Origin of the sequence: Thioclava sp. F1Mire-8 (genome assembly GCF_002213165.1) — a bacterium.
Taxonomy (GTDB): Bacteria; Pseudomonadota; Alphaproteobacteria; order Rhodobacterales; family Rhodobacteraceae; genus Thioclava; species Thioclava nitratireducens.
Genome location: NZ_NBNY01000004.1, coordinates 205,591 through 230,002 on the forward strand (window position 1 = coordinate 205,591; position 24,412 = coordinate 230,002).

General features: G+C 64.9%; 22 protein-coding genes and 1 tRNA gene. 9 read left to right on the forward strand and 14 right to left on the reverse strand.

Annotation, left to right across the window (positions count from 1 at the left end; all coding sequences use genetic code 11):
- Positions 1-74: 74 nt before the first annotated feature.
- The 5 genes from glp to B6V75_RS14655 are packed head-to-tail and all read right to left on the reverse strand — an operon-like array spanning position 75 to position 4,162.
- Positions 75-1,259 (reverse strand): gephyrin-like molybdotransferase Glp, encoded by a 1,185-nt coding sequence (gene glp / locus B6V75_RS14635; protein ID WP_088720305.1) that lies wholly within the window; start codon positions 1,257-1,259, stop codon positions 75-77.
- Positions 1,260-1,261: 2 nt separating this feature from the next.
- Positions 1,262-1,747, reverse strand: coding sequence for a cyclic pyranopterin monophosphate synthase MoaC (moaC, locus tag B6V75_RS14640; protein WP_075775658.1), 486 nt, complete (start codon positions 1,745-1,747; stop codon positions 1,262-1,264).
- The gene (gene trpC / locus B6V75_RS14645; protein ID WP_088720179.1) at positions 1,744-2,541 is read right to left on the reverse strand and encodes an indole-3-glycerol phosphate synthase TrpC; all 798 of its coding nucleotides are present in this window, start codon (positions 2,539-2,541) and stop codon (positions 1,744-1,746) included. The genes moaC and trpC overlap by 4 nt, the downstream gene beginning before the upstream one ends.
- A complete protein-coding gene (gene trpD / locus B6V75_RS14650; RefSeq protein WP_075775656.1) occupies positions 2,538-3,560 on the reverse strand; it encodes an anthranilate phosphoribosyltransferase in 1,023 nt (340 codons plus the stop codon). The genes trpC and trpD overlap by 4 nt, the downstream gene beginning before the upstream one ends.
- Before the next feature lie 8 nt (positions 3,561-3,568).
- Complete coding sequence (locus B6V75_RS14655) at positions 3,569-4,162, reverse strand: aminodeoxychorismate/anthranilate synthase component II (RefSeq protein ID WP_075775655.1); 594 nt, start codon at positions 4,160-4,162, stop codon at positions 3,569-3,571.
- Positions 4,163-4,343: 181 nt separating this feature from the next.
- Here B6V75_RS14655 and B6V75_RS14660 point away from each other — a divergent pair, with 181 nt between their 5' ends.
- Positions 4,344-6,227: a divergent polysaccharide deacetylase family protein gene (locus tag B6V75_RS14660; protein WP_088720180.1), complete on the forward strand. Its 1,884-nt coding sequence runs from the start codon at positions 4,344-4,346 to the stop codon at positions 6,225-6,227.
- A 37-nt stretch (positions 6,228-6,264) separates the two neighbouring features.
- Here B6V75_RS14660 and trpE read toward each other — a convergent pair whose 3' ends face one another.
- From trpE to fabI, 7 genes are all read right to left on the reverse strand, one after another.
- Complete coding sequence (gene trpE, locus B6V75_RS14665) at positions 6,265-7,776, reverse strand: anthranilate synthase component I (RefSeq protein WP_075775653.1); 1,512 nt, start codon at positions 7,774-7,776, stop codon at positions 6,265-6,267.
- 11 nt (positions 7,777-7,787) lie between these two features.
- The gene (locus B6V75_RS14670; protein ID WP_088720181.1) at positions 7,788-9,629 is read right to left on the reverse strand and encodes a SurA N-terminal domain-containing protein; all 1,842 of its coding nucleotides are present in this window, start codon (positions 9,627-9,629) and stop codon (positions 7,788-7,790) included.
- Between the two features lie 64 nt (positions 9,630-9,693).
- Positions 9,694-10,875 (reverse strand): aminotransferase, encoded by a 1,182-nt coding sequence (locus B6V75_RS14675; protein ID WP_088720182.1) that lies wholly within the window; start codon positions 10,873-10,875, stop codon positions 9,694-9,696.
- 172 nt (positions 10,876-11,047) lie between these two features.
- The gene (locus B6V75_RS14680; RefSeq protein WP_075775651.1) at positions 11,048-11,566 is read right to left on the reverse strand and encodes a DUF2127 domain-containing protein; all 519 of its coding nucleotides are present in this window, start codon (positions 11,564-11,566) and stop codon (positions 11,048-11,050) included.
- Positions 11,567-11,569: 3 nt separating this feature from the next.
- Complete coding sequence (gene gpt, locus B6V75_RS14685; protein WP_075775650.1) at positions 11,570-12,076, reverse strand: xanthine phosphoribosyltransferase; 507 nt, start codon at positions 12,074-12,076, stop codon at positions 11,570-11,572.
- Positions 12,077-12,086: 10 nt separating this feature from the next.
- Positions 12,087-12,704, reverse strand: a complete 618-nt coding sequence (locus B6V75_RS14690; protein WP_075775649.1) for a LysE family translocator — start codon at positions 12,702-12,704, stop codon at positions 12,087-12,089.
- A gap of 1 nt (position 12,705) precedes the next feature.
- The gene (fabI, locus tag B6V75_RS14695) at positions 12,706-13,527 is read right to left on the reverse strand and encodes an enoyl-ACP reductase FabI (protein WP_075775648.1); all 822 of its coding nucleotides are present in this window, start codon (positions 13,525-13,527) and stop codon (positions 12,706-12,708) included.
- A 165-nt stretch (positions 13,528-13,692) separates the two neighbouring features.
- Here fabI and pdxH point away from each other — a divergent pair, with 165 nt between their 5' ends.
- The 8 genes from pdxH to B6V75_RS14735 all read left to right on the forward strand — a co-directional run bounded on the left by pdxH (position 13,693) and on the right by B6V75_RS14735 (position 21,451).
- The gene (gene pdxH / locus B6V75_RS14700) at positions 13,693-14,316 is read left to right on the forward strand and encodes a pyridoxamine 5'-phosphate oxidase (protein WP_088720183.1); all 624 of its coding nucleotides are present in this window, start codon (positions 13,693-13,695) and stop codon (positions 14,314-14,316) included.
- A 121-nt stretch (positions 14,317-14,437) separates the two neighbouring features.
- On the forward strand, positions 14,438-14,992 hold the full coding sequence (locus tag B6V75_RS14705; RefSeq protein WP_240496975.1) for a cold shock domain-containing protein: 555 nt from the start codon (positions 14,438-14,440) through the stop codon (positions 14,990-14,992).
- Entirely contained in the window at positions 14,962-15,453 is a 492-nt protein-coding gene (locus tag B6V75_RS14710; RefSeq protein ID WP_088720184.1) for a DUF192 domain-containing protein, read from the forward strand. Before B6V75_RS14705 ends, B6V75_RS14710 begins: the two co-directional genes overlap by 31 nt.
- Before the next feature lie 40 nt (positions 15,454-15,493).
- A tRNA-Pro gene (locus B6V75_RS14715) sits at positions 15,494-15,570 on the forward strand.
- A gap of 523 nt (positions 15,571-16,093) precedes the next feature.
- Positions 16,094-19,753, forward strand: a complete 3,660-nt coding sequence (locus tag B6V75_RS14720) for a vitamin B12-dependent ribonucleotide reductase (protein ID WP_088720185.1) — start codon at positions 16,094-16,096, stop codon at positions 19,751-19,753.
- Positions 19,754-19,882: 129 nt separating this feature from the next.
- Positions 19,883-20,128 (forward strand): hypothetical protein, encoded by a 246-nt coding sequence (locus B6V75_RS14725; protein ID WP_075775644.1) that lies wholly within the window; start codon positions 19,883-19,885, stop codon positions 20,126-20,128.
- A 272-nt stretch (positions 20,129-20,400) separates the two neighbouring features.
- Positions 20,401-21,015, forward strand: a complete 615-nt coding sequence (locus B6V75_RS14730; RefSeq protein WP_240496976.1) for an HD domain-containing protein — start codon at positions 20,401-20,403, stop codon at positions 21,013-21,015.
- A gap of 94 nt (positions 21,016-21,109) precedes the next feature.
- The gene (locus B6V75_RS14735) at positions 21,110-21,451 is read left to right on the forward strand and encodes a zinc ribbon domain-containing protein YjdM (RefSeq protein WP_075775641.1); all 342 of its coding nucleotides are present in this window, start codon (positions 21,110-21,112) and stop codon (positions 21,449-21,451) included.
- 456 nt (positions 21,452-21,907) lie between these two features.
- Here B6V75_RS14735 and B6V75_RS14745 read toward each other — a convergent pair whose 3' ends face one another.
- Positions 21,908-22,933, reverse strand: a complete 1,026-nt coding sequence (locus tag B6V75_RS14745; protein WP_168174488.1) for an SH3 domain-containing protein — start codon at positions 22,931-22,933, stop codon at positions 21,908-21,910.
- A 74-nt stretch (positions 22,934-23,007) separates the two neighbouring features.
- A complete protein-coding gene (locus tag B6V75_RS14750) occupies positions 23,008-24,399 on the reverse strand; it encodes an oligosaccharide flippase family protein (RefSeq protein WP_168174489.1) in 1,392 nt (463 codons plus the stop codon).
- Positions 24,400-24,412: the final 13 nt, after the last annotated feature.

The window sequence follows — 24,412 nt, forward strand, 5'->3', positions numbered from 1 at the left end:
CCGGTCAAGGCACATGTTCAAGGATTGTTCTACCCTTGTTCACGGGGGCTGTCAACGGCCGAGGCGGGCGCGGCTCAGTCGAGCGGCAGGATCTCGACCGTCTCGCCCGCCTTGCGCGGCCCGTCGCCGATGGGGCGGATCAGCAGGCAATCGGCCTGCGACAGGAGGCTCAGCATCGCGGAGTCCTGGTTGTCGAAGGGCGTGACGCGGGGCAGGGGATCGCCGGGCACGAGCGTGGCGCGCATGTAATGCGTGCGCGGACCGGTGGGGCCGGTATCGGTCGCGAGGATTGCCTGTTTCACGCGCGTTTCGGGCGGCAGGCCCGAAAGCTTGCGCAGCATCGGGCGCAGGAACAGTTCGGCACAGACCGTTGCCGAGACCGGGTTGCCCGGAAGGCCCAGCATCGCGGCCTCGCCCATCCGGCCCGCCATCAAGGGCTTGCCCGGGCGCATCGCGATCTTCCAGAAGCTGCGTTCGAGCCCCAGTTCCTCGGCCACGTCGCCCACAAGATCATGCGCGCCGACCGAGGCGCCACCGGAGGTCACCACCATATCGGCGCCTTTCGCGAGGTCGAACACGGTGCGCAGACTGTCGCGGTCGTCGCGAGCGATCGGCAGCATGCGCGCTTCTGCGCCCATGCGCTCGGCCAATGCCGCGACGATGAAGCTGTTGGAGCAGATGATCTGGTCCGGCCCCGGCTCTTCGCCCGGCATCACCAACTCGTCGCCAGTCGCGATGATCGCGACGATGGGGCGGCGGCGCACGGTGAGGGCGGGCACGTTCATCGCCGCCAGCAGCCCGAGGTCGCGCGCGGTCAGCGGGCGGTCGGGGCAGAAGCTCTCGCCTTGCGCGAAATCCTGGCCCTTCGGCCGGATATTGGTATTGCTATCAATCTCTTGCGGCAGCGTGATCGTTTCGCCTTCGCGCGTCACGTTCTCCTGCAGCACGACCACGCCATTCGGCCCCGGCACTGGCGCGCCGGTGAAAATGCGTACCGCCTGGCCGGGCTTGGGCTGACCCTCATAGCCGCGACCCGCGGCGGCTTCGCCCTCGACGGTCAGCGTCGCGCCGGGCAGGTGGTCGGCCTTGTCGAGCCAATAGCCATCCATCGCCGAGCCCGAGAAGGGCGGCTGGGTCAATTGCGCGGTCGCGGGCTCCGCCATCACACGACCGAGCGCATGACGCAGGCTCACGCGTTCGGTACCCAGCGGTTCGACCAGCGTCAGAACCTTTTCAAGCGCTTCTTCGACGGGCAACAGGCTCATGTTGCGCTCCCTTCAGCCTCGTATTTGCCGGATTTCCCGCCGTCTTTCAGCACGACGCGGATACCCTCGATCTGCATGGATTTCTCGACTGCCTTGAGCATGTCATAGACCGTCAGCGCAGCCGCCGACACGGCGGTCAGCGCCTCCATCTCGACGCCGGTCTGCCCCGAGGTTTTCACGGTGGCGCGAATGCGTACACCAGGCAGCGCCTCGTCGGGTTCCAGATCGAGCGTGACCTTGGTGATCGGCAGCGGGTGACAGAGCGGGATCAGATCGGAGGTCTTCTTCGCGGCCATGATGCCCGCGATCCGCGCGATGCCCAGAACGTCGCCCTTCTTCGCGGTGCCCTTCAGGACATAATCCAGCGTCTCGGGCAGCATTACCACGCGCCCCTCGGCCACGGCGATGCGGTCGGTCACGTCCTTATCCGAGACGTCGACCATATGGGCCTGACCGTCCTTGTCGAAATGCGACAGGCTCATGCGACCTCCAGAAGCGTCCGGGTGGCGCCCGCGACATCGTCCTGCCGCATCAGGCTTTCACCGATCAGGAAGCGGCGCGCGCCGACCTCGGCCATCGCGGCCATGTCGTCGCGGGTGAAGATGCCGCTTTCGCAGACCAGATCGCGGCCCTCGGCGAGGATGCTCGGTGCAAGTTCGCGGGTCACGTCGAGCGTGACCTCGAAGGTCTTCAGGTTGCGGTTGTTCACGCCCAGAAGCGGCGACTTCAGGTGTTTGAGCGCGCGTTCGGTCTCTTCCATGTCATGCACTTCGACCAGCACATCCATGCCCCAAACAAAGGCTGCGTCTTCCAGCTCAGCCGCCAGATCATCCTCGACCGAAGCCATGATGATCAGGATGCAATCGGCGCCCCAGGCGCGGGCCTCCGCGACCTGATAGGTGTCATAGAGGAAATCCTTGCGCAGCGCGGGCAGCGAGCAGGCCGCACGCGCCGCCGACAGGAATTCCGGCGCGCCCTGAAAAGACGGCGTGTCGGTCAGCACCGACAGGCAGGCCGCGCCGCCTGCCTCATAGGCTTTGGCCAGCGCGGGCGGGTCGAAATCGGGGCGGATCAGTCCTTTGGACGGCGAGGCCTTCTTGATCTCGGCGATCAGCCCGTACCCCGTTTCCGCCTTCGCGGTCAGGGCGTTGGCAAAACCGCGCGTGGGCGCCTGCGCCATGGCCTGAGCTTCAACCTCGCTCAGCGGGCGGGCGGCTTTGGCCGCTTTGATCTCTTCAAGCTTGTAGGCCTTGATCTTGTCGAGGATCGTGCTCATCCGGCGACCTCCTGCGTGATGCGGGCCAGCGTTTCCAGAGCGGTCTTGGCCTTTCCGCTGTCGATGCTCTCGGCCGCCATTTCCGCCCCGGATTTCAGGTCCGAGACCTTGTCGGCCACGACGAGCGCGGCGGCGGCGTTGAAGATCACCGCGTCGCGATAGGCCGAGGGCTCACCCTCGAGCAGTGCGCGCAGGGCGGCGGCGTTCTCGGCTGCGGTGCCGCCGATCAGATCGCGGAAGCGATGGACGGGCAACCCTGCATCCTCGGGGTGGATCTGGATCGACTCGATCCGGCCGTTTTCCAGCGCGGCGACTTCGGTCGTGCCGCAGATGGTGATCTCGTCGGTGCCGTCCGAGCCATGGACAAGCCATGCCTTCTCGGAGCCGAGCATCTGCAACGTCTCGGCCATCGGGAAGATCAGGTCGGGCGCGAAGGCCCCGGTCAGCTGTCGCTTCACGCCTGCGGGGTTGGTCAGCGGGCCGAGGATGTTGAAGATCGTCTTGCAGCCCAACTCCTGACGCACCGACCCGACATGACGCATCGCGGGGTGGTGGATCTGCGCCATCATGAAGCCGATATTCGCCTCGGCCAGACCGCGCTCTGTCGCCTCCGGCCCCGCCATCACGTCAATGCCGAGCTCGGACTGCACATCCGCCGTGCCCGATTTCGACGAGGCCGCGCGATTGCCATGCTTTGCGACCGGAACGCCCGCGCCCGCCACGACGAAGGCCGCAGCCGTCGAGATGTTGAGCGTGTGCATCCCGTCGCCGCCGGTCCCGACGATGTCGATTGCGCCTTCGGGGGCTTTGACCGGCACGCATTTCGCGCGCATCGCGGCGGCGGCAGCGGCATATTCCGACACGGATTCCCCGCGCGCCCTCAGCGCCATCAACAAGCCGCCGACCTGCGCGGGAGAGGCTTCGCCGTTGAACAGGATTTCGAAGGCCATCTCTGCCTGTGCGCGGCTCAGCGGACCTTCGGAGGCCGAGTAGATCAGCGGCTTCATCGCTTCGCTCATGGGCTGGCTCATGCGGGCACCTTCAGGCTGACGCCTGCCTCTGTCAGGAAATTCTTCAGCATCGCGTGGCCATGCTCGGAGGCGATAGATTCCGGGTGGAACTGCACGCCCTCGATCGGCAACTCGCGATGGCGCAGCCCCATGATCGTGCCGTCATCCAGCTCGGCGGTGATCTCGAGGCAGTCGGGCAGGCTCTCGCGCTCCACGATCAGCGAGTGGTAGCGCGTGGCTTTCAGCGGAGAGGGCAGGCCCTTGAAGCAGCCTTTGCCCTCGTGGCGGATCTCGCCCATCTTGCCATGCACGATCTCGGAGGCGCGCACGACTTTCCCGCCGAAGGCCTGACCGATGGTCTGATGCCCCAGACAGACGCCGAACAGCGGTAGCTTGGCCTCGGCCGCGGCCATCACCAGCGGCAGGCAGATGCCGGCTTGATCGGGATCGCAAGGGCCGGGCGAGAGTACGATCGCCTCGGCACCCATGCCCATCGCGTCCTGAACGTTCAGCGCGTCGTTACGCCAGACCTTCACATCGGCGCCCAGCTCGCCAAAATAGTGCACCAAATTGTAGGTGAAGCTGTCATAATTATCGATGAGCAGCAGCATGGCCGGGCCCTTTCGTTTGTTGGCCCCCGGCGTCCCCGATGCGGTCAGGCGCGGATGCGCCTATCAAGGGGGGTGAACCGGGGATCGGGTCGGGCTATAGATGCTATCAGCGAAGGGCCGGGGTCAAGGGCAGTCCCCGGGAAAAGCCGCGTATCAAGAGCGGTGAAGATGGAGGCAGGCAATGATGCGATCTGTGATGAAGGGCGGGCTGGCCGGTCTGCTGGTCGCGGTTTTCGGCACGGCGGTGATGTCGTTGATCTTCCCGGCCCCGAAAGAGCCCGGCGCGGAGATCAAGCTCGCCGGAAGCCCGACGCCCGAAGAACCCGCGAATGTGGACTTGCCCGCGGGCTCCGATTTCTCGCGCCCGGCGACCGATCGAACGCCCGCGATGCCGACCCCGGACGGGGCGCCGCTGTCGGCGCCGACCCGGGCGCCCCGCGTGTCAGAGCCGCAGCCAAGCCTCGCGCCGCCCAGTGCCGACGAAATCCAAAGCGCCGCGCGCCCCGAGATGTCGACCGACATGGCCGAGCCGCGTCCCGAAGCGCAAGGCGAGACGGTCGCGCTCGCCGCGCCGGTCGCGCAGGAGGCGGGCAGGCAACCGGACAGCGCCCCGCCTTCCGCTCTGCAAGGTGCGCCTGCGCCCGACACCGCACCCGAGGTTGCGCCGGTGATCGAGCCCGCGCCTGCGCGCGAGACATCGCCGGAAGCCCCGAATGTCGCGTCGGCGATGAGCGCGCCGACAGTGGACACACCTGCGACGACGCCCGCCGCCCGCGAGGCGCAGCCGGATATGACTGCAGAAAATGCGCCCGCAGCCGAGATGCCCGCCTTGCCGGAGGTGAGCTTGCAGCCGCCGGAAGCGCCCGAGAAAGCAGCGCCGCCCGTCGATGAGGGTAATACGGCTGTCGTCGCGACCGATATGCCCGCACTGCCCGGGGCCAAACTGACGCCCCCCAAAGCGGAGCCCCAAACGGCTCCGTCCTTGGCGGACATGCCCGCACCTGATCGGTTGCCGTCCGAAGGGGAGGGGATCGACACCGCGCAGGCGGATAAACCCGAGATTTCGACCGACCCATCGGCAAGCCCGGACCTGCCCGCCGGGCGCGCCCTCCCGCAAGGCGGGGATGCGGTGCCGACCAAGCCGCGCATCTTCTCGTTGCAGGATGCGCCCTCGATGCCGGGCAGGCCCGCGAGCGGGTTCAAGTCAGCGCCCGGCGTCGTGGTGGATCGCTTGCCGCAGGTGACGCCTTCGGCGCCGCCCTCCCTCGGGGACGGACCTGACGGCGGCGGCGCGCAGGATGCGCCGGGGACCGCGCAGGTCGATGCGGCTGACCTGAGCCCGATCGAGAAATTCGCAGCCCCCGCGCCAGCCGGCGACAAGCCGGAGATTTCGCTGGTTCTGATCGATCCGGGCGTGGCGAAGGGCGGGCTCGATCCGGCGACGATCACGGCGAGCGATCTGCCGATGACCATCGCAATCGATCCAACCCGGGACGGCGCTGCCGAAGATGCCAAAGCCTTCCGCGCGGCGGGGTTCGAGGTCGCGATCCTTGCGTCCGGTCTGCCCGCCAATGCCGCCCCCGAGGATGTCGAGGTGGCGCTCGAGGCGTGGCGTCACGTGATCCCCGAGGCCGTCGCCGTCGTGGAGCCGCCGGAGCCGCAGTTCCAGAACAACCGTCCGCTCGCGCGCCAGATGATCTCGGCGCTCGGGCGCAGCGGGCTGGGCGTGGTCACGCAGAAGAAGGGGTTCGACAGCGCCAATCAGATCGCGATCTCCGCCGATCTGCCGCGCGCGCAGGTCTGGCGCGTGATCGATGACGGGCGCGAGAAGGCTGCCGTGATCTCGCGGATGCTGGCGCGCGCCGATTTCGAAGCAGAGCGCAATGGCTCGGTAGTGGTAATGCTGTCCGCTTGGCCGGAGTCGTTCCAGGGGATCGAGGATTGGTATGTTGACGCGCAGGACAAGGTGACGCTCACCCCGGTCTCGGCGCTCGCACTTGATACCGTGACGCAAGCTGCGCCCGCCCCGGAGACCGAGCCGAAAATGGAAAACGCGGGCCAGTAAGCCCGCGTTTCTCTCTTTTCGCCTGTGGTGACGGTGCTCAGCCGTTGCCGCGTGTCGCCACGAACAGCCCCGCATCCTCGGCGGCCTTGCGCAGCGCTTTGGACTTATTGACCGTCTCCTGCCATTCCGCCTCGGGGTCGCTGTCATAGACCACGCCGCCGCCCGCCTGAATGTAGAGCGTCTTGTCCTTCACCACCGCCGTGCGCAGCGCGATGCACATGTCCATCTCGCCATTGGCCGCGAAATAGCCCACGCCACCGCCATAAATGCCGCGCTTCTCGGGCTCCAGCTCGTCGATGATTTCCATTGCGCGAACCTTGGGCGCGCCCGAGACAGTGCCCGCGGGCAGACCGGCCAGCAGCGCCGAGAGCGCGTCCTGATCGTCGCTGAGCTCGCCCACCACGTTCGAGACGATATGCATGACGTGGCTGTATCGCTCGATGATGAACTTCTCGGTCGGGTGCACGGAGCCGATCTTCGAGACGCGGCCGACATCGTTGCGACCGAGATCGAGCAGCATCAGGTGCTCGGCCAGCTCCTTCTTGTCGGCCAGCAGATCCTCTTCCAGCGCCTTGTCCTCGGCAGGGGTGGCCCCGCGCGGGCGGGTGCCCGCGATCGGGCGGATCGTCACCTCGCCCTCGCGGACCCGCACGAGGATTTCAGGCGACGCGCCCACGATCTGGAAGCCTCCGAAGTTCAGGAAGAACATGAAGGGGGAGGGGTTCGTGCGTCGCAAGCTGCGGTAAAGCGCGAAGGGCGGCAGCGGAAAATGCGCCGACCAGCGCTGCGCCGGAACCACCTGGAAGATGTCTCCCGCGCGGATGTAATCCTTCGCGGTCTCCACGGCGGACATGTAGCCCTCCTTGGTGAAGTTCGAGCGCATCTCGCCGACCTGCAGGCTCTCGCCCAGATCCCGGCTCTCGACCGGCGTGCGGTCGAGATCGCGCAGCGCATCCGAGACGCGCTCGGCGGCCTGCGCATACGCGGCGCGCGCCGACAGACCGGCCGACTGGAAGGCCGGCGCGCAGATGATCACGTCGCCCTTCACCCCGTCGAGTACGGCCACGACCGACGGGCGCAGCAGCATCGCGTCGGGTACGCCCAACGGATCGGGGTTCACGTTCGGCAGCTTCTCCACCAGCCGGATCGTGTCATAGCCGAGATAGCCGAACAGACCCGCCGCCGCAGCAGGCAGATCGTCGGGCATGTCGATGCGACTCTCCGCGATCAGCGCCCGCAGGCTATCGAACGGGTGGCCCGGAAGATCTTCCCATGCCTCGTCGAAGCGCGCCGAGCGATTGATCCGCGCCTGTTCGCCCCGGCACTCCCAGATCACGTCAGGCTTCATGCCGACGATCGAGTAGCGTCCGCGCACCTCGCCACCGGTCACCGATTCCAGCATGAAGGAATTCGGCTGCGCCTCGGCGAGCTTGAGCATCAGCGAGACGGGCGTGTCCAGATCGGCCGCGAGCCGGGCGTAGACCAACTGATTTTCACCCTTGGCCCAGCGTTCCTCGAACGCCTCGAAAGAGGGGGAGAGAGCGACCACGACGGGCCTCCTTACTGCATCTGCGACTGCACCGCGGTCACGGTCTGGCTGTCGAGATCGAGCCCGGCCTCCGACTCCACGGCGGTCGCGTAGAAATTGAGCAGGTCATTGGCCAGCGAGTTCGACAGCTGTTTGCCGATCTGACCCGAGATCAGCTTGGTGTCAGCATCTTCCATATCCGCCGGGATGACCTTGTCGGTGACGAAGACATAGACCTTGCCGCTGGCGGTGATCTGCGCCGGCTTGCCCGGTTCGGTCTTGAAGACCTTCGAGACCACGGGCGGCGGCAGTTCGTCGGAATAGCCGCCGCGCCCGATGCTCGCCACCTTGGTGGTCAGCACGCCGGTCTCGCCCAGCGACTTGCCGCCCTCGACCGCAGAGACGATCTCCTTGGCGCGGGCCTCTTCCGCCTGCACGACCTGATCGGCGCGCCACGCATCGGCCACGTCGCTCTTCACCTCGTCGAAGGGCTTGGGCTGGGGCGGCACGATCTTGTTCAGGCGCAACGCGAAGACGCCGCCATCCGACAGGGTCTGCAGCTCGGGATAGGCATCGGTCGTCGCCTCGTTCGCCGCCTTGCGGAATTCGTCATAGCCCGCGATGCCGTCGGTGCTGTCGGCGGTGAAACCGATCTGGCCAAGCTCCATGTCGGTTTCCTTGGCCATCTCCTCCAGAGTCGCGCCTCCGGCCAGACGGTCCTGCAGGTTTTCACTCATCTTGCCGATCTCGTTACGCGCCTTCTCGGCCTCGGCATCGCCCGCCAGTTCGTCGCGCGCGTCGGCGAACGAGGTCTCCTGTGCATCGATGATGCCGTTCACCTTGAACAGCGCCGGGCCCAGATCGGTCTCGACGGGGCCGACCACGGTGTTGTTTTCGGCCGAGAAGACCGCGTCGGCGGCCTTGCCCAGATCGTCGCGAGTCACGTCGCCCAGATCGGCATCGTCCAGCGTCAGGCCGCGATCCTTCGCAAGATCGGCAAAGGTCGCGCCGCCGTCCAGCTTCGCTTTAGCGGCTTTCGCGGCATCCATGTCGGAATAGACGAGACGCTCGACGAGGCGCTTCTCGGGCTGCTTGAACTCGTCGATCCGACGCTCGTATTCCGCCTTCAGCGTGGCGTCGTCGATCTTCACCTTGTCGGCCAGCATCTCAGGCGTCAGCCAGGCATAGGTGATGTCACGCGTCTCGGGCGCGGTGAACTGATCGATATGATCGTTGTAATAGGTTTTGAGCTGCTCGTCCGTCGGATCCGGGATCGCCTTGGTCAGATCGCTCTCCGTCACTTCCGCCCAAGTGAAGCCGCGCTTCTCGCCGACATATTGCGTATAGGCATCCACGACGGGCTTGGGGGCATCCACGCCGCCCGCGACTGCGCCCTGAATGATCGAGCGGGCGAGATCGTCGCGCAGCTGCGCTTCGAATTGCTGCTCGGAATAGCCTTGCTGGCGCAGCGCGAACTTGTAGGTCTCGCGGTCGAACTTGCCCGAGGCGTTCTGGAAGGCCGGGATGTCGTAGATCTTCTGTTGCAGCTGCTTGTCACCGACCGAGACGCCAAGACGCCGCGCGCCCTCACCGATCGCGGCCTGACCGATCAGCTTGCCCAGCACCCGCTGGTCCGCGCCCGACGCCTTCATCTGCGCCATCGTCACCGCCTGGCCAAGCTGCTGCGAGCGCTGCTGCATTTCCTGACGCAGCGCGCGAGCGTAATCGTCCACGGTGATCTTGGTCTCGCCGACAGCGCCGACCGACTTGGCCGAACCGGAGAAGCTGCGTAGCCCGAAACCGCCGAGACCAAGGATCAGCATGGCCAGCAAGATCCAGACGACGACACTCTTGCCGTGGCTGCGCATCTTCATCGGGGGTCCTCCTCGGGAATTGTCTTTTGGCGCTGTTTAGGGCTTTGATTACTGGCCTGCAAGGCTAGCTGCGCGCGAGGCTCGCCAGCCGGTCGCGCAGCGCCGCGATCCCGTCACTGTCGACATTGGCGAAGGCGATCCGCATCTGCTGCGCGGCTCCGTTTGCGCCCTGCGGCATGAACATCGTGCCGGGCAGCATCAACACGCCCGCCTCGCGCACCAGAGCCTGCGCGAAATCAGGAGAGGGGCGCGGATCGGGATGGGTGACATAGGCGAAATAGGCGCCGCAGCCCAGCATCTTCCAGCCTTCCAGATCGGCGAAGGCCGCCTCCATCGCGGTGCGGCGGCGCAGGATTTCCTCGCGCTCGCCCGCGACCCATTGCGACAGGTGGACCATCCCCCACAGCGCTGCCATCTGACCAAGCTGCGAGGGGCAGATGGCCACCGTGTCGAGAAATTTCTCCACTTCTGCGAGGCGCGCCTCGCCTGCGACGATGGCGCCGACGCGATGCCCCGTCAGGCGATAGGCTTTCGAGAAGGAATAGAGATGGATGAAATAGTCCGGCCAGTCGGGATCGGAGAACAGGTCATGCGGAGCTCCATTGCGCGAGTCGAAGTCGCGATAGGTCTCGTCCACGATCAGCGCGAGCTTGTGACGCTTGGCCAGATCGGCGAAGGCGCGCAGCAGCTCGGCCGGATATTCCGCCCCGCCCGGGTTGTTGGGCGAGACGAGCACGATCGCCCGGGTCTTGCCGGTGATCTTCGCGGCGGCCTCCTCGGGATCGGGCAGTAGCCCCGCGCCGGGGGCGAGCGGCACCGTGTGCACGCCCGCCATGTCGAGCCACATCTTGTGATTGAAATACCAAGGCGTCGGCAGGATCACCTCGTCGCCCGGGCCTGCGAGCGTGGCCAGCGTCGCGCAGAACGCCTGATTGCAGCCTTGGGTGATCGCGACCTGACGCGCGGCGACCTCGCCGCCATAGGCCAGCGACCATTGATGCGCGAGTTCCGCGCGCAGATCGGGAAGGCCCAGAACGGGGCCGTAGAGATGCGCCTGCGGATCGTTCAGCGCGGCTTCGGCGATGGCTTGGCGCAGCGCCTCGGGCGGCGGATCGACGGGGGCTGCCTGCGAGACATTGATCAGCGGGCGATCGGCGGTGAACTCGACCCCGTCGAGCCAGCGCCGCGCCTCCATGACCGGGGGCGAGAAGGTGGCGGCGAGGGCGGGGTTGAGCGGATGGGGCATGAAGGTCCTCTTGGCTGATCGGCGCGAGATCAGCAGAGCGCCGCGCGCTTGGCAAGAGGCGGGAGCCTCCGGCAGGGATATTTGGATCGAGAAGAAGGGGGCTGCGCTTCCTCTTGTCGGGAATATCTCGGGGGTGAGGCGCAAACGGAGGCAGAGAAGGGGGCAGCGCGCCCTAGCTGCGTCCCTCATGGTGGTTGCGCCATGCGAAGCTGTGCCGCACATACCACTCGCGTAGGGTCAGCGCGATGACCACGAGATCCAGCACCGTCAGCGCCAGCATGCCTGCGCCATGGTTCAGACTGTAGAGATACATCTGGTAGGCCACGAAGCCGGTCATCATCACGATCGCCATCGGGTAGGCCCAGATCAGTCCGCGGATCAGCAGGATCACCACGACCAGCTTCAGCAAGCCGTGGCTGGTGAAGTAGAAGCCGTAGAAATCCTGAGTCTGGATCGAGAAGTGATGGGCCGCGTTGAGGAACGCATTGGCGATGCGGTCATTGGGATCCTCGCGCAGCTCTCGCGCGGTCAGCCAATGCGCGGCGTCGAAGACCGCATTCTTCGGCAGCCCGAGAAGCGCGAGGCCGGACAGCGTTTCCGCAATCTCGAAGATCGCCTTGATGATCAGGCTGACCTCGAAAAGCCAGTGCAGGAACCGCCCGAGAGGGGTTCCGGGTGCGCCGAACCGCACTGATCAGTCCGTGCCGCGATAGGGTTGCACATATTGCAGCGCCATGTCCCAGGGGAAGAAGATCCAAGTGTCCTGGCTGACTTCGGTGATGAAGGTGTCGACCAGCGGTGCGCCCATCGGCTTGGCGTAGACGGTCGCGAATTGCGCCTTCGGGAAGAGGTCGCGCACCAGCTTCAGCGTGTTGCCGGTATCGACGAGGTCGTCGACGATCAGCACGCCTTCGCCGCCGTTTTCCATCAGGCTCTCCTGCGTGGGCTTGATGACCTGCGCTTCGCGTTGTTCCTGATGGTTGTAGCTTTTGACCGAGATCGTATCGACCGTGCGGATGTCCAGTTCGCGCGCGACGATCGCCGCCGGAACGAGGCCGCCACGGGTGATGCCTACCACGGCGCGCCAGCTGCCGTCGCCCGGCCCCTTGCCGTCGAGACGCCATGCCAGCGCACGGGCGTCCCGGTGGATTTGGTCCCAGCTGACGTGGAAGCCTTTTTCATGCGGCAGACGATCGGACATCGGGGTCTCCTCAGCTCAGAGCGAGTTTCAGACCGAGCAGCGCCAGCAGGCCGCCGAAGCAGCGCTCGATCACGGTTTTCAGGTTCAGATAGGCCGCGCGCGTCTTCTCGAGCGAGAATATCCGCGCGACGATGACGTTCCATCCCGCATCATTGAACATCACGATGCCGAGGATCGCGGCATAGGCCCATGCGGGCGCCGAGGGCGGGATGAAGGTCAGGAAGACGGTGCCGAAGAATACGGCGGGTTTCGGGTTGGCGAGCTGGGTCGAGATGCCGAGCCAGATCAGACGCGGAGCCGAGCGGGTGCGGGGCAGGTCGGGAATCTCATCGTCCATCGGATCGTCCGCGTGGCGCCACATCTTGTATGCGAGCCACAGCAGATAGGCCGCGCCGGCGATTTTCAGCGTGGTCAGCAGGGCAGGGGCGATCTTGAAGACGAGGGCGAGACCGAACAGCGCCGCCGCCGCCCAGATAACCGCGCCCAAGCCGATCCCGAGTGCGAGCCAGATGCCGCGCTGGAACCCGTCGCGCAGTCCCGTGCGCGCGGCCAGCAGCACAGCTGGCCCCGGCGACATCGCCGCGGCCAGATGCACGAAATAGATCGCGGTGAGGGCCGCGAGGGTCATCTCATTCCTTCCGCTTGGTGACCACGTCGATATCGGGCGCGTCGACCGCTTTCATGCCCACGACGTGATAGCCCGCGTCGACATGCAACGTCTCGCCGGTGGTGCCGGAGCCGAGATCGGAGAGCAGGTAGAGCGCGGCCTTGCCGACCTCTTCCTGCGTCACGTTGCGGCGCAGCGGCGAGTTCAGCTCGTTCCACTTCATGATGTAGCGGAAATCGCCGATGCCCGAAGCCGCGAGCGTCTTGATCGGACCGGCGGAGATCGCGTTGCAGCGGATTCCGTCCTTGCCGAGGTCCTCTGCGATATACATCACGCTGGCTTCCAGCGCCGCTTTCGCCACGCCCATCACGTTGTAATGCGGCATGACCTGCTCGGCACCGTAATAGGTCAGCGTGAGCAGCGAGCCGCCCTCGTTCATCATCGCAGCAGCTTCCTTGCACACTGCGGTGAAGGAATAGACCGAGATGTCCATCGTGGTTTTGAAGTTGTCGCGCGATGTGTCGACATAGCGCCCGCGCAGCTCCGACTTGTCGGAGAAACCGATCGCGTGGACGACGAAATCGATGCTGTCCCAATGCGTGCGCAGCGTCTCGAAAAGGCTCTTGATCGAGTCGCCGTTGGCGACGTCGCATTCGACGAGGATCTCGGAGCCGAGCTGTTCGGCCAGCGGTCCCACGCGCTTCTTGAGCGCCTCGCCCTGGAACGAGAAGGCGAGTTCCGCTCCCGCATCCGCGAGGGCCTTGGCGATGCCCCAGGCGATGGATTTGTCATTCGCAAGGCCCATGATCAGCCCGCGTTTGCCCGCCATCAGGTTGTTCGACATGTCAGGTTGTCCCCCGCTTCGCTCTGGTAAGTCCGAATGCTTTAGGCGAAAGGTGAAGACGCATCAAGGCTACTGACCTCCGGTCAAGCATGATCGTGTGGATCGTGTTGCCGATCGGAGCGTTGGGCACGCTGTGCCATGCGACGGGCCAGACTGGAGGCGAGTATGAGTGACAGAACCGGAATTTTCGCGGGCGACGATCCTTTCGCGATCGCGCAGGCTTGGCTGAGCGAAGCCGAAGAGACCGAGATCAACGATCCCAATGCGATAGCGCTGGCGACGGTCGATCCGGACGGGATGCCCAATGCGCGCATGGTTCTCCTCAAGGAAATAGAGGGGCGCGACATGCCCTCGGGCGGGGCGTTCGTCTTCTACACCAACTACGGATCGGTGAAGGCGCAGGAGATCGAGAGCGCCGGAAAAGCTGCTTTCGTGATGCATTGGAAGTCATTGCGCCGCCAGATTCGGGTTCGCGGTATGGTTGAACGCGAGGAAGGGCCGCAGGCCGATGTCTATTACAAGTCACGCTCCTTGAAATCGCGTCTCGGGGCCTGGGCCTCGCGACAAAGTGAGCCGCTGAGCTCGCGCAGCGCGCTGATGGCGGAGGTCGCGAAGGTGACGGCGGGTCATGGCACAAATCCGGAACGACCGCCTTTCTGGGGAGGGTTCAGAATCAAGCCCTTGGAGTTGGAATTTTGGGCGGACGGCGCATTTCGCCTTCACGATCGTTTCCGTTGGAGCCGGCAAACCCTTGCCGATGCGTGGGAAGTGACCCGCCTAAACCCCTGAAACTCGCGCTTCGTGAATTGCATAGGGTCTTGAAACTTTGAGAATTCTCTTGAAGTGTCGCGTGAATACCGCATCTCCTGAGTGAGGTGCGGGCGGAAATGCGAACAGGAAAGCCCGAAGTATGCAAACGGGATGGAAGATGCTGGGGGAGTCGGAGGCCGAGCCTCGCGAAGTCACCGGCACCGTTAAATGGTTTGACCCAGTCAAAGGGTTCGGCTTCATCGTCGATGGCGAAGGGGGGCCGGATATCCTTCTACACGCGAATGTGCTTCGCAATTTCGGCCAGGGCTCGATTGCTGACCGCGCACGGATTCGTGTCCAGATGCAGCTGACCCCGCGCGGCGCGCAGGCGGTCGAGGTCTTGGAGATTTTACCCCCGGAAGGCGAGCCCGTCGCGCCGATCGAAGATTTGGGTGACAACAGTTTCGACGATATCGCGGCCCTGCCGCTGGAGCCGGCTAGGGTGAAGTGGTTTGAAAAGGCCAAGGGATTCGGCTTTGCCAACATCTTCGAAAACGAAGAGGATATTTTCATTCACATGGAAGTTCTGCGTCGGTCGGGCTTCGCCGATCTCAGCCCCGGCGAAGCGGTGTGCCTTCGGGTGATCGAAGGCAAGAGGGGGCGGATGGCGGCACAGGTGCTCGCATGGGATGCTGGTTTGAAATCCGGGCGCTGAGCGCCGCCCTTCTTCTGAGTTTGGCGCCGGGCATCGCCGCGGCGGACGGAGCGCAATGCCGGGACGATGTCGCGATTCTGCGCACGGATGGCCAGTTGGTGAATTTCACCATCGAGATTGCCGATGACAGTGCAGAGCGTGCGCAGGGCCTGATGGGTCGGCGCGAGATGGACGCGGGGGCAGGGATGCTCTTCATCTATGAGCGCCCGCGCGAGGTCGCCTTCTGGATGCACGACACGCCGCTGCCGCTCGATATGGTTTTCATCGATCCGGCAGGGCGCGTGGTGAAGGTCGCGGCGAACACCACTCCCAATGACGACACGCCGATTCCCTCCGGCGCGCCGGTACGCTACGTGCTCGAGATCAATGCCGGGATGGCCGCGCGCTACGGGATCGCGCCGGGTGCGGAGCTTGCGCATCCCAGCGTCGATCCGGCACAAGCCGCATTTCCCTGCGAATGACCCTTTCCTTGTGCCGAACCTCTTTGTAAGGAGAGGGCGTCGGGGCGTAGCGCAGCCTGGTAGCGCGTCTGTTTTGGGTACAGAAGGTCGTGAGTTCGAATCTCGCCGCCCCGACCATCCCTCCAAATTGCCGATTCCGGCCCTGACTACATCTAGTGGCAGGTCTTGATTGTGGCACTAGCGACACGATCCGCGAATTTGCCCATTTTTTGCGCAAAGCCGGCGCGGCTATCCACAAGATATTGCGTGCTGTGGATTGAAATTCCCAGATGAGCCGCAAACGCGCGGGAATCCTCAATGAAATTTGGCCCTTATTGGTGCCGCAGCGCGGCGTCCTAGCGTTAACCAAATGTGGAGGAATCGTGCAGTCCGCTTCCCTTGGGGCCGGTCAACTGAAAAATGGACTGACTCAAGGTGAAAGTTTCGTTGACGGCTCGGTGCGCCTACGGCAGGTTGTGTGGTGTCGGAGGCCAACCCACCAGATGTAGTGGGGCCTAGGGCCAAGGGACAGATTTCGGACATTGCACCCCCGAATCCGGGGCGCGCAGCCCTCGCGGTGTCGACTGCGAGGTCCGGGCTTTCTGTTCTCTGCGGCTCCCGCCGACACCGGATTTGACTGACTGCAAACGGGGACAGGGCAATGAAGATCGAACGCAAGTTCACCACCGACGAAACCGGCGCCTACGGCGCGCTGGAGTTCACGACGACCGCATCCGAGATTCGCAATCCCGACGGCAAGGTGGTGTTCCGTAACGAGTCGGTCGAAGTGCCCAGCGGTTGGAGCCAGGTCGCCTCGGACGTTCTGGCGCAGAAATACTTCCGCAAGGCCGGCGTCCCGGCGGCGCTGAAGAAGGTCAAGGAAAAGGGCGTGCCGGAATTCCTGTGGCGCTCGGTTCCCGATGAAGAGGCGCTGGACCAACTCCCCGAAGAGGCGCGCTTCACGGGCGAAAGCTCGGCCAAGCAAGTGTTCGACCGTCTCGCCGGTGCCTGGTGCTATTGGGGCTGGAAGGGCGGCTACTTCACCACGGAAGCTGATGCGCAGGCTTACTATGACGAGATGCGCTTCATGCTGGCCGAACAGATGGCCGCGCCGAACTCGCCGCAATGGTTCAACACCGGCCTGCACTGGGCCTACGGCATCGACGGTCCCGGTCAGGGCCACTTCTATGTCGATCACAAGACCGGCAAGCTGACCTCCTCGACCTCGGCCTACGAGCATCCGCAGCCCCATGCCTGCTTCATCCAGTCGGTCTCGGACGATCTGGTAAAAGAGGGCGGGATCATGGATCTCTGGGTCCGCGAGGCGCGCCTGTTCAAATACGGCTCGGGCACGGGCACCAACTTCTCGAGCCTGCGCGCCGAAGGCGAGAGCCTCTCGGGCGGTGGCAAATCCTCCGGCCTGATGGGCTTCCTCAAGATCGGCGACCGCGCGGCGGGCGCGATCAAGTCGGGCGGCACCACGCGCCGCGCGGCGAAGATGGTGATCTGCGACATGGATCACCCGGATATCGAGGAATTCGTCAACTGGAAGGTCATCGAAGAGCAGAAAGTGGCCTCGCTGGTCGCGGGCTCCAAACTGCATGAGCGCGAGCTGAACGGCATCTTCGCCGCGATCCGCGAATTCGACGGCTCCGACGAGACCTCGGTCGATCCGACCCAGAACGAAGCGCTGAAAGCCGCGATCAAATCCGCCAAGCGCGTGATGATTCCGGAGACCTACATCAACCGCGTGCTGCAATATGCACGGCAGGGCTACAGCTCGATCGAATTCCCGACCTACGACACCGATTGGGACTCGGAAGCCTATGTTTCGGTTTCGGGCCAGAACTCGAACAACTCGGTGCGCGTCACCAACGCCTTCCTGAAAGCGGTGAAGGACGATGCCGATTGGGAACTGATCCGCCGCACCGACGGCAAGGTCGCGAAGACCGTGAAGGCGCGCGAGCTGTGGGAGCAGGTTGGCCACGCCGCGTGGGCCTGCGCCGATCCGGGCATCCAGTTCCACGACACCGTCAACGAATGGCACACCTGCCCCGAGGACGGCCCGATCCGCGGCTCGAACCCGTGCTCGGAATACATGTTCCTCGACGACACGGCCTGTAACCTTGCCTCGATGAACCTGCTGACCTTCTACAAGGACGGCAAGTTCGACGCCGAAAGCTACATGCACGCCACCCGCCTGTGGACCGTGACGCTGGAAATCTCGGTGCTGATGGCGCAGTTCCCCTCGAAGGAAATCGCGCAGCGCAGCTACGACTTCCGCACGCTGGGCCTCGGCTATGCCAATATCGGCGGCCTGCTGATGAACATGGGTCTGGGCTACGACTCGAAAGAGGGCCGGGCGCTGTGTGGCGCGCTGACCGCCGTGATGACCGGTGTCTCCTACGCCACTTCGGCCGAGATGGCGGGCGAGTTGGGCGCGTTCCCGGGCTACGAGAAGAACTCGAAGCATATGCTCCGCGTCATTCGCAACCACCGCAACGCCGCTTACGGCAAGACCGATGGCTACGAGAGCCTCGAGATCAAGCCGGTCGCGCTCGATCACAAGGGCTGCCCCGATCAGGAACTGATCGCGCTGGCCAAACAATCCTGGGACGAGGCGCTGGCCTTGGGCGAGCAGCACGGCTACCGCAACGCGCAGGTGTCGGTGATCGCGCCAACCGGGACGATCGGTCTGGTAATGGATTGCGACACCACCGGGATCGAGCCGGACTTCGCGCTGGTGAAATTCAAGAAGCTTGCAGGCGGCGGCTACTTCAAGATCATCAACCGCTCGGTGCCGGGCGCGCTCGAAACGCTGGGCTATAGCTCGGCGCAGATCGAAGAGATCATCGCCTATGCCGTGGGCCACGCCAGCCTTGGCAACTGCCCCGACATCAACACCACCGCGCTGATCGGCCACGGCTTCGGCCCGCGCGAGATCGAGAAGGTCGAGGCCGCGCTGCCGACCGCCTTCGATATCCGCTTCGTCTTCAACCAGTGGACGCTGGGCGAGGAGTTCTGCACCCAGACGCTGGGCATCCCGGCCGAGAAGCTGAACGATCCGACCTTCGACATGCTGCGTCACCTCGGCTTCACCAAGAAGCAGATCGACGCCGCGAACGACCACGTCTGCGGGACGATGACGCTGGAAGGCGCACCGCACCTGAAGGACGAGCACCTGAGCGTGTTCGACTGCGCCAATCCCTGCGGCAAGAAGGGCAAGCGCTACCTCAGCGTCGAGAGCCACATCCACATGATGGCTGCCGCGCAGAGCTTCATCTCGGGCGCGATCTCGAAGACGATCAACATGGCGAACCATGCCTCGATCGAAGACGTGAAAGCGGCTTACGAGCTCAGCTGGTCGCTCGGGATCAAGGCCAACGCGCTCTACCGTGACGGATCGAAACTGTCGCAGCCGCTGGCTGCCGCGCTGGTCGAGGATGACGAGGAGGCCGAGGAAATCCTCGCCACCGGCTCGACCCAGGAAAAGGCCGCCGTGCTCGCCGAGAAGATCGTCGAGAAGGTGCTGGTCAAGGAGATCGTCCGCAGCCACCGCGAGAAGCTTCCGGAGCGTCGCAAGGGCTACACCCAGAAGGCGGTCGTGGGCGGTCACAAGGTCTATCTGCGCACCGGCGAATACCATGACGGCACGCTGGGCGAGATCTTCATCGACATGCACAAGGAAGGCGCTGGCTTCCGGGCGATGATGAACAACTTCGCGATCGCCGTGTCGGTGGGCCTGCAATACGGCGTGCCGCTGGAGGAGTTCGTGGACGCCTTCACCTTCACCAAGTTCGAACCGGCCGGGATGGTGCAGGGCAACGACTCGATCAAGAACGCGACCTCGATCCTCGACTACGTGTTCCGCGAACTGGCCGTGTCCTATCTCGACCGCACCGACCTTGCGCATATCAAGCCGCAGGGCACCAGCTTCGACGATCTGGGCGGTGGCGAGAACGAGGGCAAGCGCGCCGACGGCAATGTCGAGCCGATGTCCGAGAACGCTTCGAAGTCGCTCGAAGTGCTGCGCCAGATTTCCTCGACCGGCTATCTGCGCAAGCGCCTGCCGCAAGAGCTGATGGCTCTGCAGGGCGGCGTGGAAGTGGTGACCTCGCAGATGCCCGCGCAAAGCGCGCAGGCCCGTGCCTCCAGCTCCACCGCGGTCTCCTCGGGCTCGGTCCAGATGGATGCCCGCGCCAAGGCGAAGATGCAGGGCTACGAGGGCGAAGCTTGCGGAGATTGCGGCAACTACACGCTGGTGCGCAACGGCACCTGCATGAAGTGCAACACCTGCGGGGCGACCAGCGGTTGCTCTTGAGGGACAGGGGTCTCGGTCTGGCGGCCGGGGCCCCGACGACGACGGCGCGGTCCGGTCTGTCCGGGCCGAGGGAAGACGGGCGCGGCCCGAGGGACAGAAACGACCGCCAAAGGCGGCAAGGAGCGGAAATTGGACCTGATCGTCGGCAATAAGCGGGTGACCCCCAAAACGACGCGCCGCATCCCCGGTGGCATCGAGGCCGAGCTGGTGGGCGAGGGGCTGACCTCGCTGATCGACGCGACTTTCACGGGCACCGAGATCGCCTGCCTCGGCGGCGACCTCGATCACCACGCGCTTGACGTGACCGATATCCGGATGGGCGGCGGTGCGACCACCGTCACCCTGATGACCGCGCGCGAGATGGCGCTGCACTGAGCGCCGCCGTGCGCAACAACGAGATCCGGGGCGGGTGCGCTCGTCCCAGACGCCGAGAAGGCCCAGGCGAGACTAAAAACAGCTCGGGCGGTAAACTAATGAGCCTGATCGGCGAAACTGGCCCTCTCCGCCCCCCGGAGAGGGCCTCTTTCCGTTCGGGGTGAAACTGGAAGGTGCGGCCGCGCTCTGGCCATTTTCGCCATCCCGCGTCACGATGTCCGGTGTGGCCCGAGGCGGCCGAGGAATGAAACCCGCAACCGGAAGGACCGCAGATGACCGCATCCGGACCGACAGTCTCCTTCACCCAGATGAAAGACGGCACCCGCGAAGATTACGAACTGCTCGAAGAGCTGGAGAAGCCTTTCCTTGCGGGAACGGCGGATCGGTTGTTGCGCGAACTCGCCGCGCAGGCGGAGGAGACGCTGTCGGGCTACCAGATCACGCGGCTCGAACACGGGCTGCAGGCGGCGACCCGGGCGCGGCGGGACGGGGCGGATCTTGACTGGATCGTGGCGGCACTGCTGCACGACATCGGCGACCGGCTCGCGCCCCAGAACCACGACCGGATGGCGGCGGAAATTCTGCGGCCCTATGTCCGCGAGGAGGTCTCGTGGGTGGTCGAACATCACGGCATTTTCCAGATCGCCTATTACGGCCATCACTACGGTTGGGACCCGGAGGAGCGCCAGAAATTCAAGGACCACCCCTGTTATCGCAGCTGCGAGCAATTCTGCGAGCGCTGGGATCAGTCGAGCTTCGATCCGGCCTATCCGATGGACCCGCTGGAGAGCTTCGTCGAGGACGTCCGCGAGGTGTTTTCCCGCAAGGCCTATGCGCCAGAGGTCCTGCGCGCTGGCGAGGTTCACGGCTTGCCTGATCCAGCCTGAGCGGGCCGGAGCCGCACAGATCGCTTCCCGCTTTTCGTCGCAGGAGAAAGATTTTTCTGGCGATAACAGGCGCGCGAGACTAAGGGCATGACCCATGAGCGATACCTTGCCCCCGTGCCCCGAATGCAACTCGTCCTTCACCTACGAGATGGACGCCCTGCTGATCTGTCCCGAATGCGGCCATGAATGGTCGGCCTCGGGTGACGCGGATGCGCCCGCGGAGGTGCGCGACGCGGTGGGCAACGTGCTGAACGACGGCGACACGGTGACCGTGATCAAGGACCTCAAGGTGAAGGGCTCCTCCTCGGTGGTGAAGGTCGGCACCAAGGTGCGCGGCATCCGTCTCGTCGACGGCGATCACGATATCGACTGCAAGGTGCCCGGCATCGGCCAGATGGGGCTGAAGTCCCAATTCGTGAAAAAAGTTTCCGAGTAAGCCTCCTCATTGTCGCGTCGCGACCCAGGTGCCGCTGCACCCGTCGACGTTTTGATAATCCCCCACGAGGCGCCCTTTGACGAGCTGCCCCTTGAGTGAGCCGACAGAGCGCGTTCGGAAGTAGAAATTCCCGACGATCCGGTCGGCTCCGACGACTTGCCCGGTTACCCTGTAGGAAGCTCCGTAGGTGTTGGTGGCCTGGCCCGAAACCCGGCCGTCCCGGATGAATATCCCGCCGTAGCCCGGCGTGCAGGGCCGATCCATCACACGCATGCTCTGAGGGGTGTACCTACCGACCCAGTGCCCGTCGAGCGGGCTTGGCCGTCCGTCGGGTGGCTCTGGAACGCAGGCTGCGAACGCGCTCAGGGTCATGCCCGCCAGGGCCGCGGTGGCGGCCCTGCGTGAGAGTGTCGTCCTCTTGTTCATTGGATTGTCCTCCCGGCTTTGCGCCCGCGCTCACTCGATCCCGACGATCATCGTGAAGGGGGCAGGGGCGTCGCCGATATTGTACACCGTGATCCGGTTTTCGCCGTTGAGCCAGAGCTGTCCGCGATAGTCGCGCCTACCGCCGCGGCTCTCGTAGAGAAGCTGGCCGTCCGGGGTGAAGATGTTGAAATGCACCGCAGGCGAGCCTGTCTGGAGCTGTGCCGTCAGGAACTGCTTGGCCCGCGCGCCGAGCCGGTAGTTGACCGCAGCGCCGGGGTCGAGGGTCGATCTCAGCACCGCGCCGCTCGTGCCGGGGGCGAACTGGACCTGCTGATCGCGGGTCTCGGGTTCGGCCACGCGCGGTGGCGGGGCAGAGCCTTCTCGCAGATAGCGTCCTGCGACCCAGCCGGTCAGATAGCCCTCGGTGGCCGCGACCTGGCACCAGCGCTGACCCTCGGCCATTCGGCAGCCCATGTTGCGCAGGATCGCCCCCTCGGGGAACCGGCCGAGGATCGTAGCCCCGGTCGAGGGCCTCGCGCGCAGGTTCAGCGGATCGTTGATATCGCCGGTCTGGACCTGCCAGAAATCCGGCCCGCCCTGCAGCCCGTCGGCATAATCGCCCTGCACGATCGCGCCGGTCTCGCCGGTGATCCCGATCCGGATGTCGAAATTCGCAACCTCGTCGCGCCGCGCCGCCGAGCGCATCATGTAGACCGAGATCTTGTATGTCCCCGAGCTGGGCAGCGTGCCGGTGTAGTGGTTCAGCTCGGGCGTGAACTGGCTGTTCATGATCGCCTGATCGCCGGGCCCGCTCCCGGGACCGTAGAGGTTGAAATACGTGGCGGTGTGTTTCGTGGACAGCTTGATATCGATCGTCTGACCGGCCTCGGCGCCGATCGTGTAGATCACGCTGTCATAGCCCTTGATGCGATCGCTCAGAACCGCGTTATCCGCTCCGGCTGAGAAATACACCGGAACCTCGCGCATCTCCTCCGCGAGGGCAGGCGTAGCGAATGAGAGCGCCGCGACGAAGACATAACCCAGAAATCGGTTCATACCGATCCTCCCTCTTTGGTTTATGGCGCGCGTCATCGGAGAGTGTAGCACGAAAATCGTAAAGAGGCGCGGCGTCAGGCAGTGCCGATCTGCGGGTGTCCGAAATAGGCCCGCAGATGGGGTAGGGCGGCAAGTTGCGCCGCGATCAGGAGCAGCGCGATCGGCCAGATCAGCAGCGTGCCGGGCGCGGCAAGTGTAATCAGCGGGATCGCGACCAGCACGAGTGCGGTCGTCAGCGCAGCGCGGCCAACCTGTGGCAGCGCCATAACCCGCGACAGCCGCCAGAGCGCCACGCCAAGACCGATCGCCTCGCCCGTGACCCCGAGCCAGATCACCGGCACGACCGAGCCGGTCTGGGCAAGCGCCCAACAGCTCAGCGGGAGAACCGCGATCCGGGGCAGGTTCCCCCAAAAACCGTTATCGGTCTGCCCCGCAGAGAGCGCGACCGTGCTCGGCCCGTTCTTGATCGCGCGGAGCGCGTTCATAAGCGCGAAGGGGATCAGGAGCGGCAGGAGGCTTGCATATTTCGTCCCCAGAAGGGCGGTGACGACGAACGGTCCGATCAGGACCGTGCCCAGCAGGAGGGTCGATCCGGTGAGGAACATCCCCTCGAATGTCGCCCCGGCAAGCTGGCGATGCGCGGAGGCGTCCGCACGGCCATGTGCGGCCGAGAGTTTCGGTAAAAAGAGGTTCTGCACCGACTTCGCGCCGATCAGCGTGGGCGTCAGCGTCAGCGTCATGCCCATCGCGAAGACCGCCAGCGCCTCCATTCCTGCCAGTCGCCCGACGATGATCTTGTCGCCCTGAAAGACGAGATACATCAGGGCCGCATTGGCCAGAAGCGGCGCGCCGAAACCCAGGTTCGCGCGCATCTCGGCGCGGTCGAGGCGCAGGCGGTAGCGGCGCTCGGCCATCAGGTGCGAGACCAGAACCCCGAGGGCCGCGTGCAGCAGGATCGCCCAAAGCGCCACCTGCCAGTCGTCGAAGAGACGCGAAAGCGGCCAGATTGCGATCAGCGCGGCCAGTGCGGGCAGGGCGCCTGTCAGCAGCATCGGGCGATAGTGGCCCCTGCGCTGGGCGCGGTGGATGTCGAAATGCTGCGCCGCCGTCAGGAGCGGTACCAGCGCGAGCCAGCGATAGGCAGATGCGGCCTCTGGGATATCGAGGAAGCCGGCGATCGGCCCGGCCAGCACGAACAGCGCCGCCGCCGCGATCACGCCGCGCAATAGCTGGAAACCTTGCAGTGCTGCCTGAAACGCGGGGTCGTCGCCGCGCTTGGACTGTACGATCTGCTGCTGCAGCCCCAGCGTCGAGCCCATCTCGATCACCGCCATCACCATCGCGAAGGTCGCGGCCACGCCGTAATCGGCGACCGGGATCAGCCGCGCGATCACGAGGTTGCGCGCGAGCATCAGCGCCGAGGTGGCGGCGTTCCCGCTGAGGATGAGGATCGCGGTGCGAAGCATGTACTGTCCGATA

Bases quoted from the DNA above. Each gene is read 5' to 3' on its own strand.
- moaC (WP_075775658.1), bottom strand. From the start codon at position 1,747: ATGAGCCTGTCGCATTTCGACAAGGACGGTCAGGCCCATATGGTCGAC.
- trpC (WP_088720179.1), bottom strand. From the start codon at position 2,541: ATGAGCACGATCCTCGACAAGATCAAGGCCTACAAGCTTGAAGAGATC.
- trpD (WP_075775656.1), bottom strand. From the start codon at position 3,560: ATGAGCGAAGCGATGAAGCCGCTGATCTACTCGGCCTCCGAAGGTCCG.
- B6V75_RS14655 (WP_075775655.1), bottom strand. From the start codon at position 4,162: ATGCTGCTGCTCATCGATAATTATGACAGCTTCACCTACAATTTGGTG.
- B6V75_RS14660 (WP_088720180.1), top strand. From the start codon at position 4,344: ATGATGCGATCTGTGATGAAGGGCGGGCTGGCCGGTCTGCTGGTCGCG.
- B6V75_RS14670 (WP_088720181.1), bottom strand. From the start codon at position 9,629: ATGAAGATGCGCAGCCACGGCAAGAGTGTCGTCGTCTGGATCTTGCTG.
- B6V75_RS14675 (WP_088720182.1), bottom strand. From the start codon at position 10,875: ATGCCCCATCCGCTCAACCCCGCCCTCGCCGCCACCTTCTCGCCCCCG.
- gpt (WP_075775650.1), bottom strand. From the start codon at position 12,076: ATGTCCGATCGTCTGCCGCATGAAAAAGGCTTCCACGTCAGCTGGGAC.
- B6V75_RS14690 (WP_075775649.1), bottom strand. From the start codon at position 12,704: ATGACCCTCGCGGCCCTCACCGCGATCTATTTCGTGCATCTGGCCGCG.
- fabI (WP_075775648.1), bottom strand. From the start codon at position 13,527: ATGTCGAACAACCTGATGGCGGGCAAACGCGGGCTGATCATGGGCCTT.
- pdxH (WP_088720183.1), top strand. From the start codon at position 13,693: ATGAGTGACAGAACCGGAATTTTCGCGGGCGACGATCCTTTCGCGATC.
- B6V75_RS14705 (WP_240496975.1), top strand. From the start codon at position 14,438: ATGCAAACGGGATGGAAGATGCTGGGGGAGTCGGAGGCCGAGCCTCGC.
- B6V75_RS14710 (WP_088720184.1), top strand. From the start codon at position 14,962: ATGGGATGCTGGTTTGAAATCCGGGCGCTGAGCGCCGCCCTTCTTCTG.
- B6V75_RS14720 (WP_088720185.1), top strand. From the start codon at position 16,094: ATGAAGATCGAACGCAAGTTCACCACCGACGAAACCGGCGCCTACGGC.
- B6V75_RS14730 (WP_240496976.1), top strand. From the start codon at position 20,401: ATGACCGCATCCGGACCGACAGTCTCCTTCACCCAGATGAAAGACGGC.
- B6V75_RS14735 (WP_075775641.1), top strand. From the start codon at position 21,110: ATGAGCGATACCTTGCCCCCGTGCCCCGAATGCAACTCGTCCTTCACC.
- B6V75_RS14745 (WP_168174488.1), bottom strand. From the start codon at position 22,933: ATGAACCGATTTCTGGGTTATGTCTTCGTCGCGGCGCTCTCATTCGCT.
- B6V75_RS14750 (WP_168174489.1), bottom strand. From the start codon at position 24,399: ATGCTTCGCACCGCGATCCTCATCCTCAGCGGGAACGCCGCCACCTCG.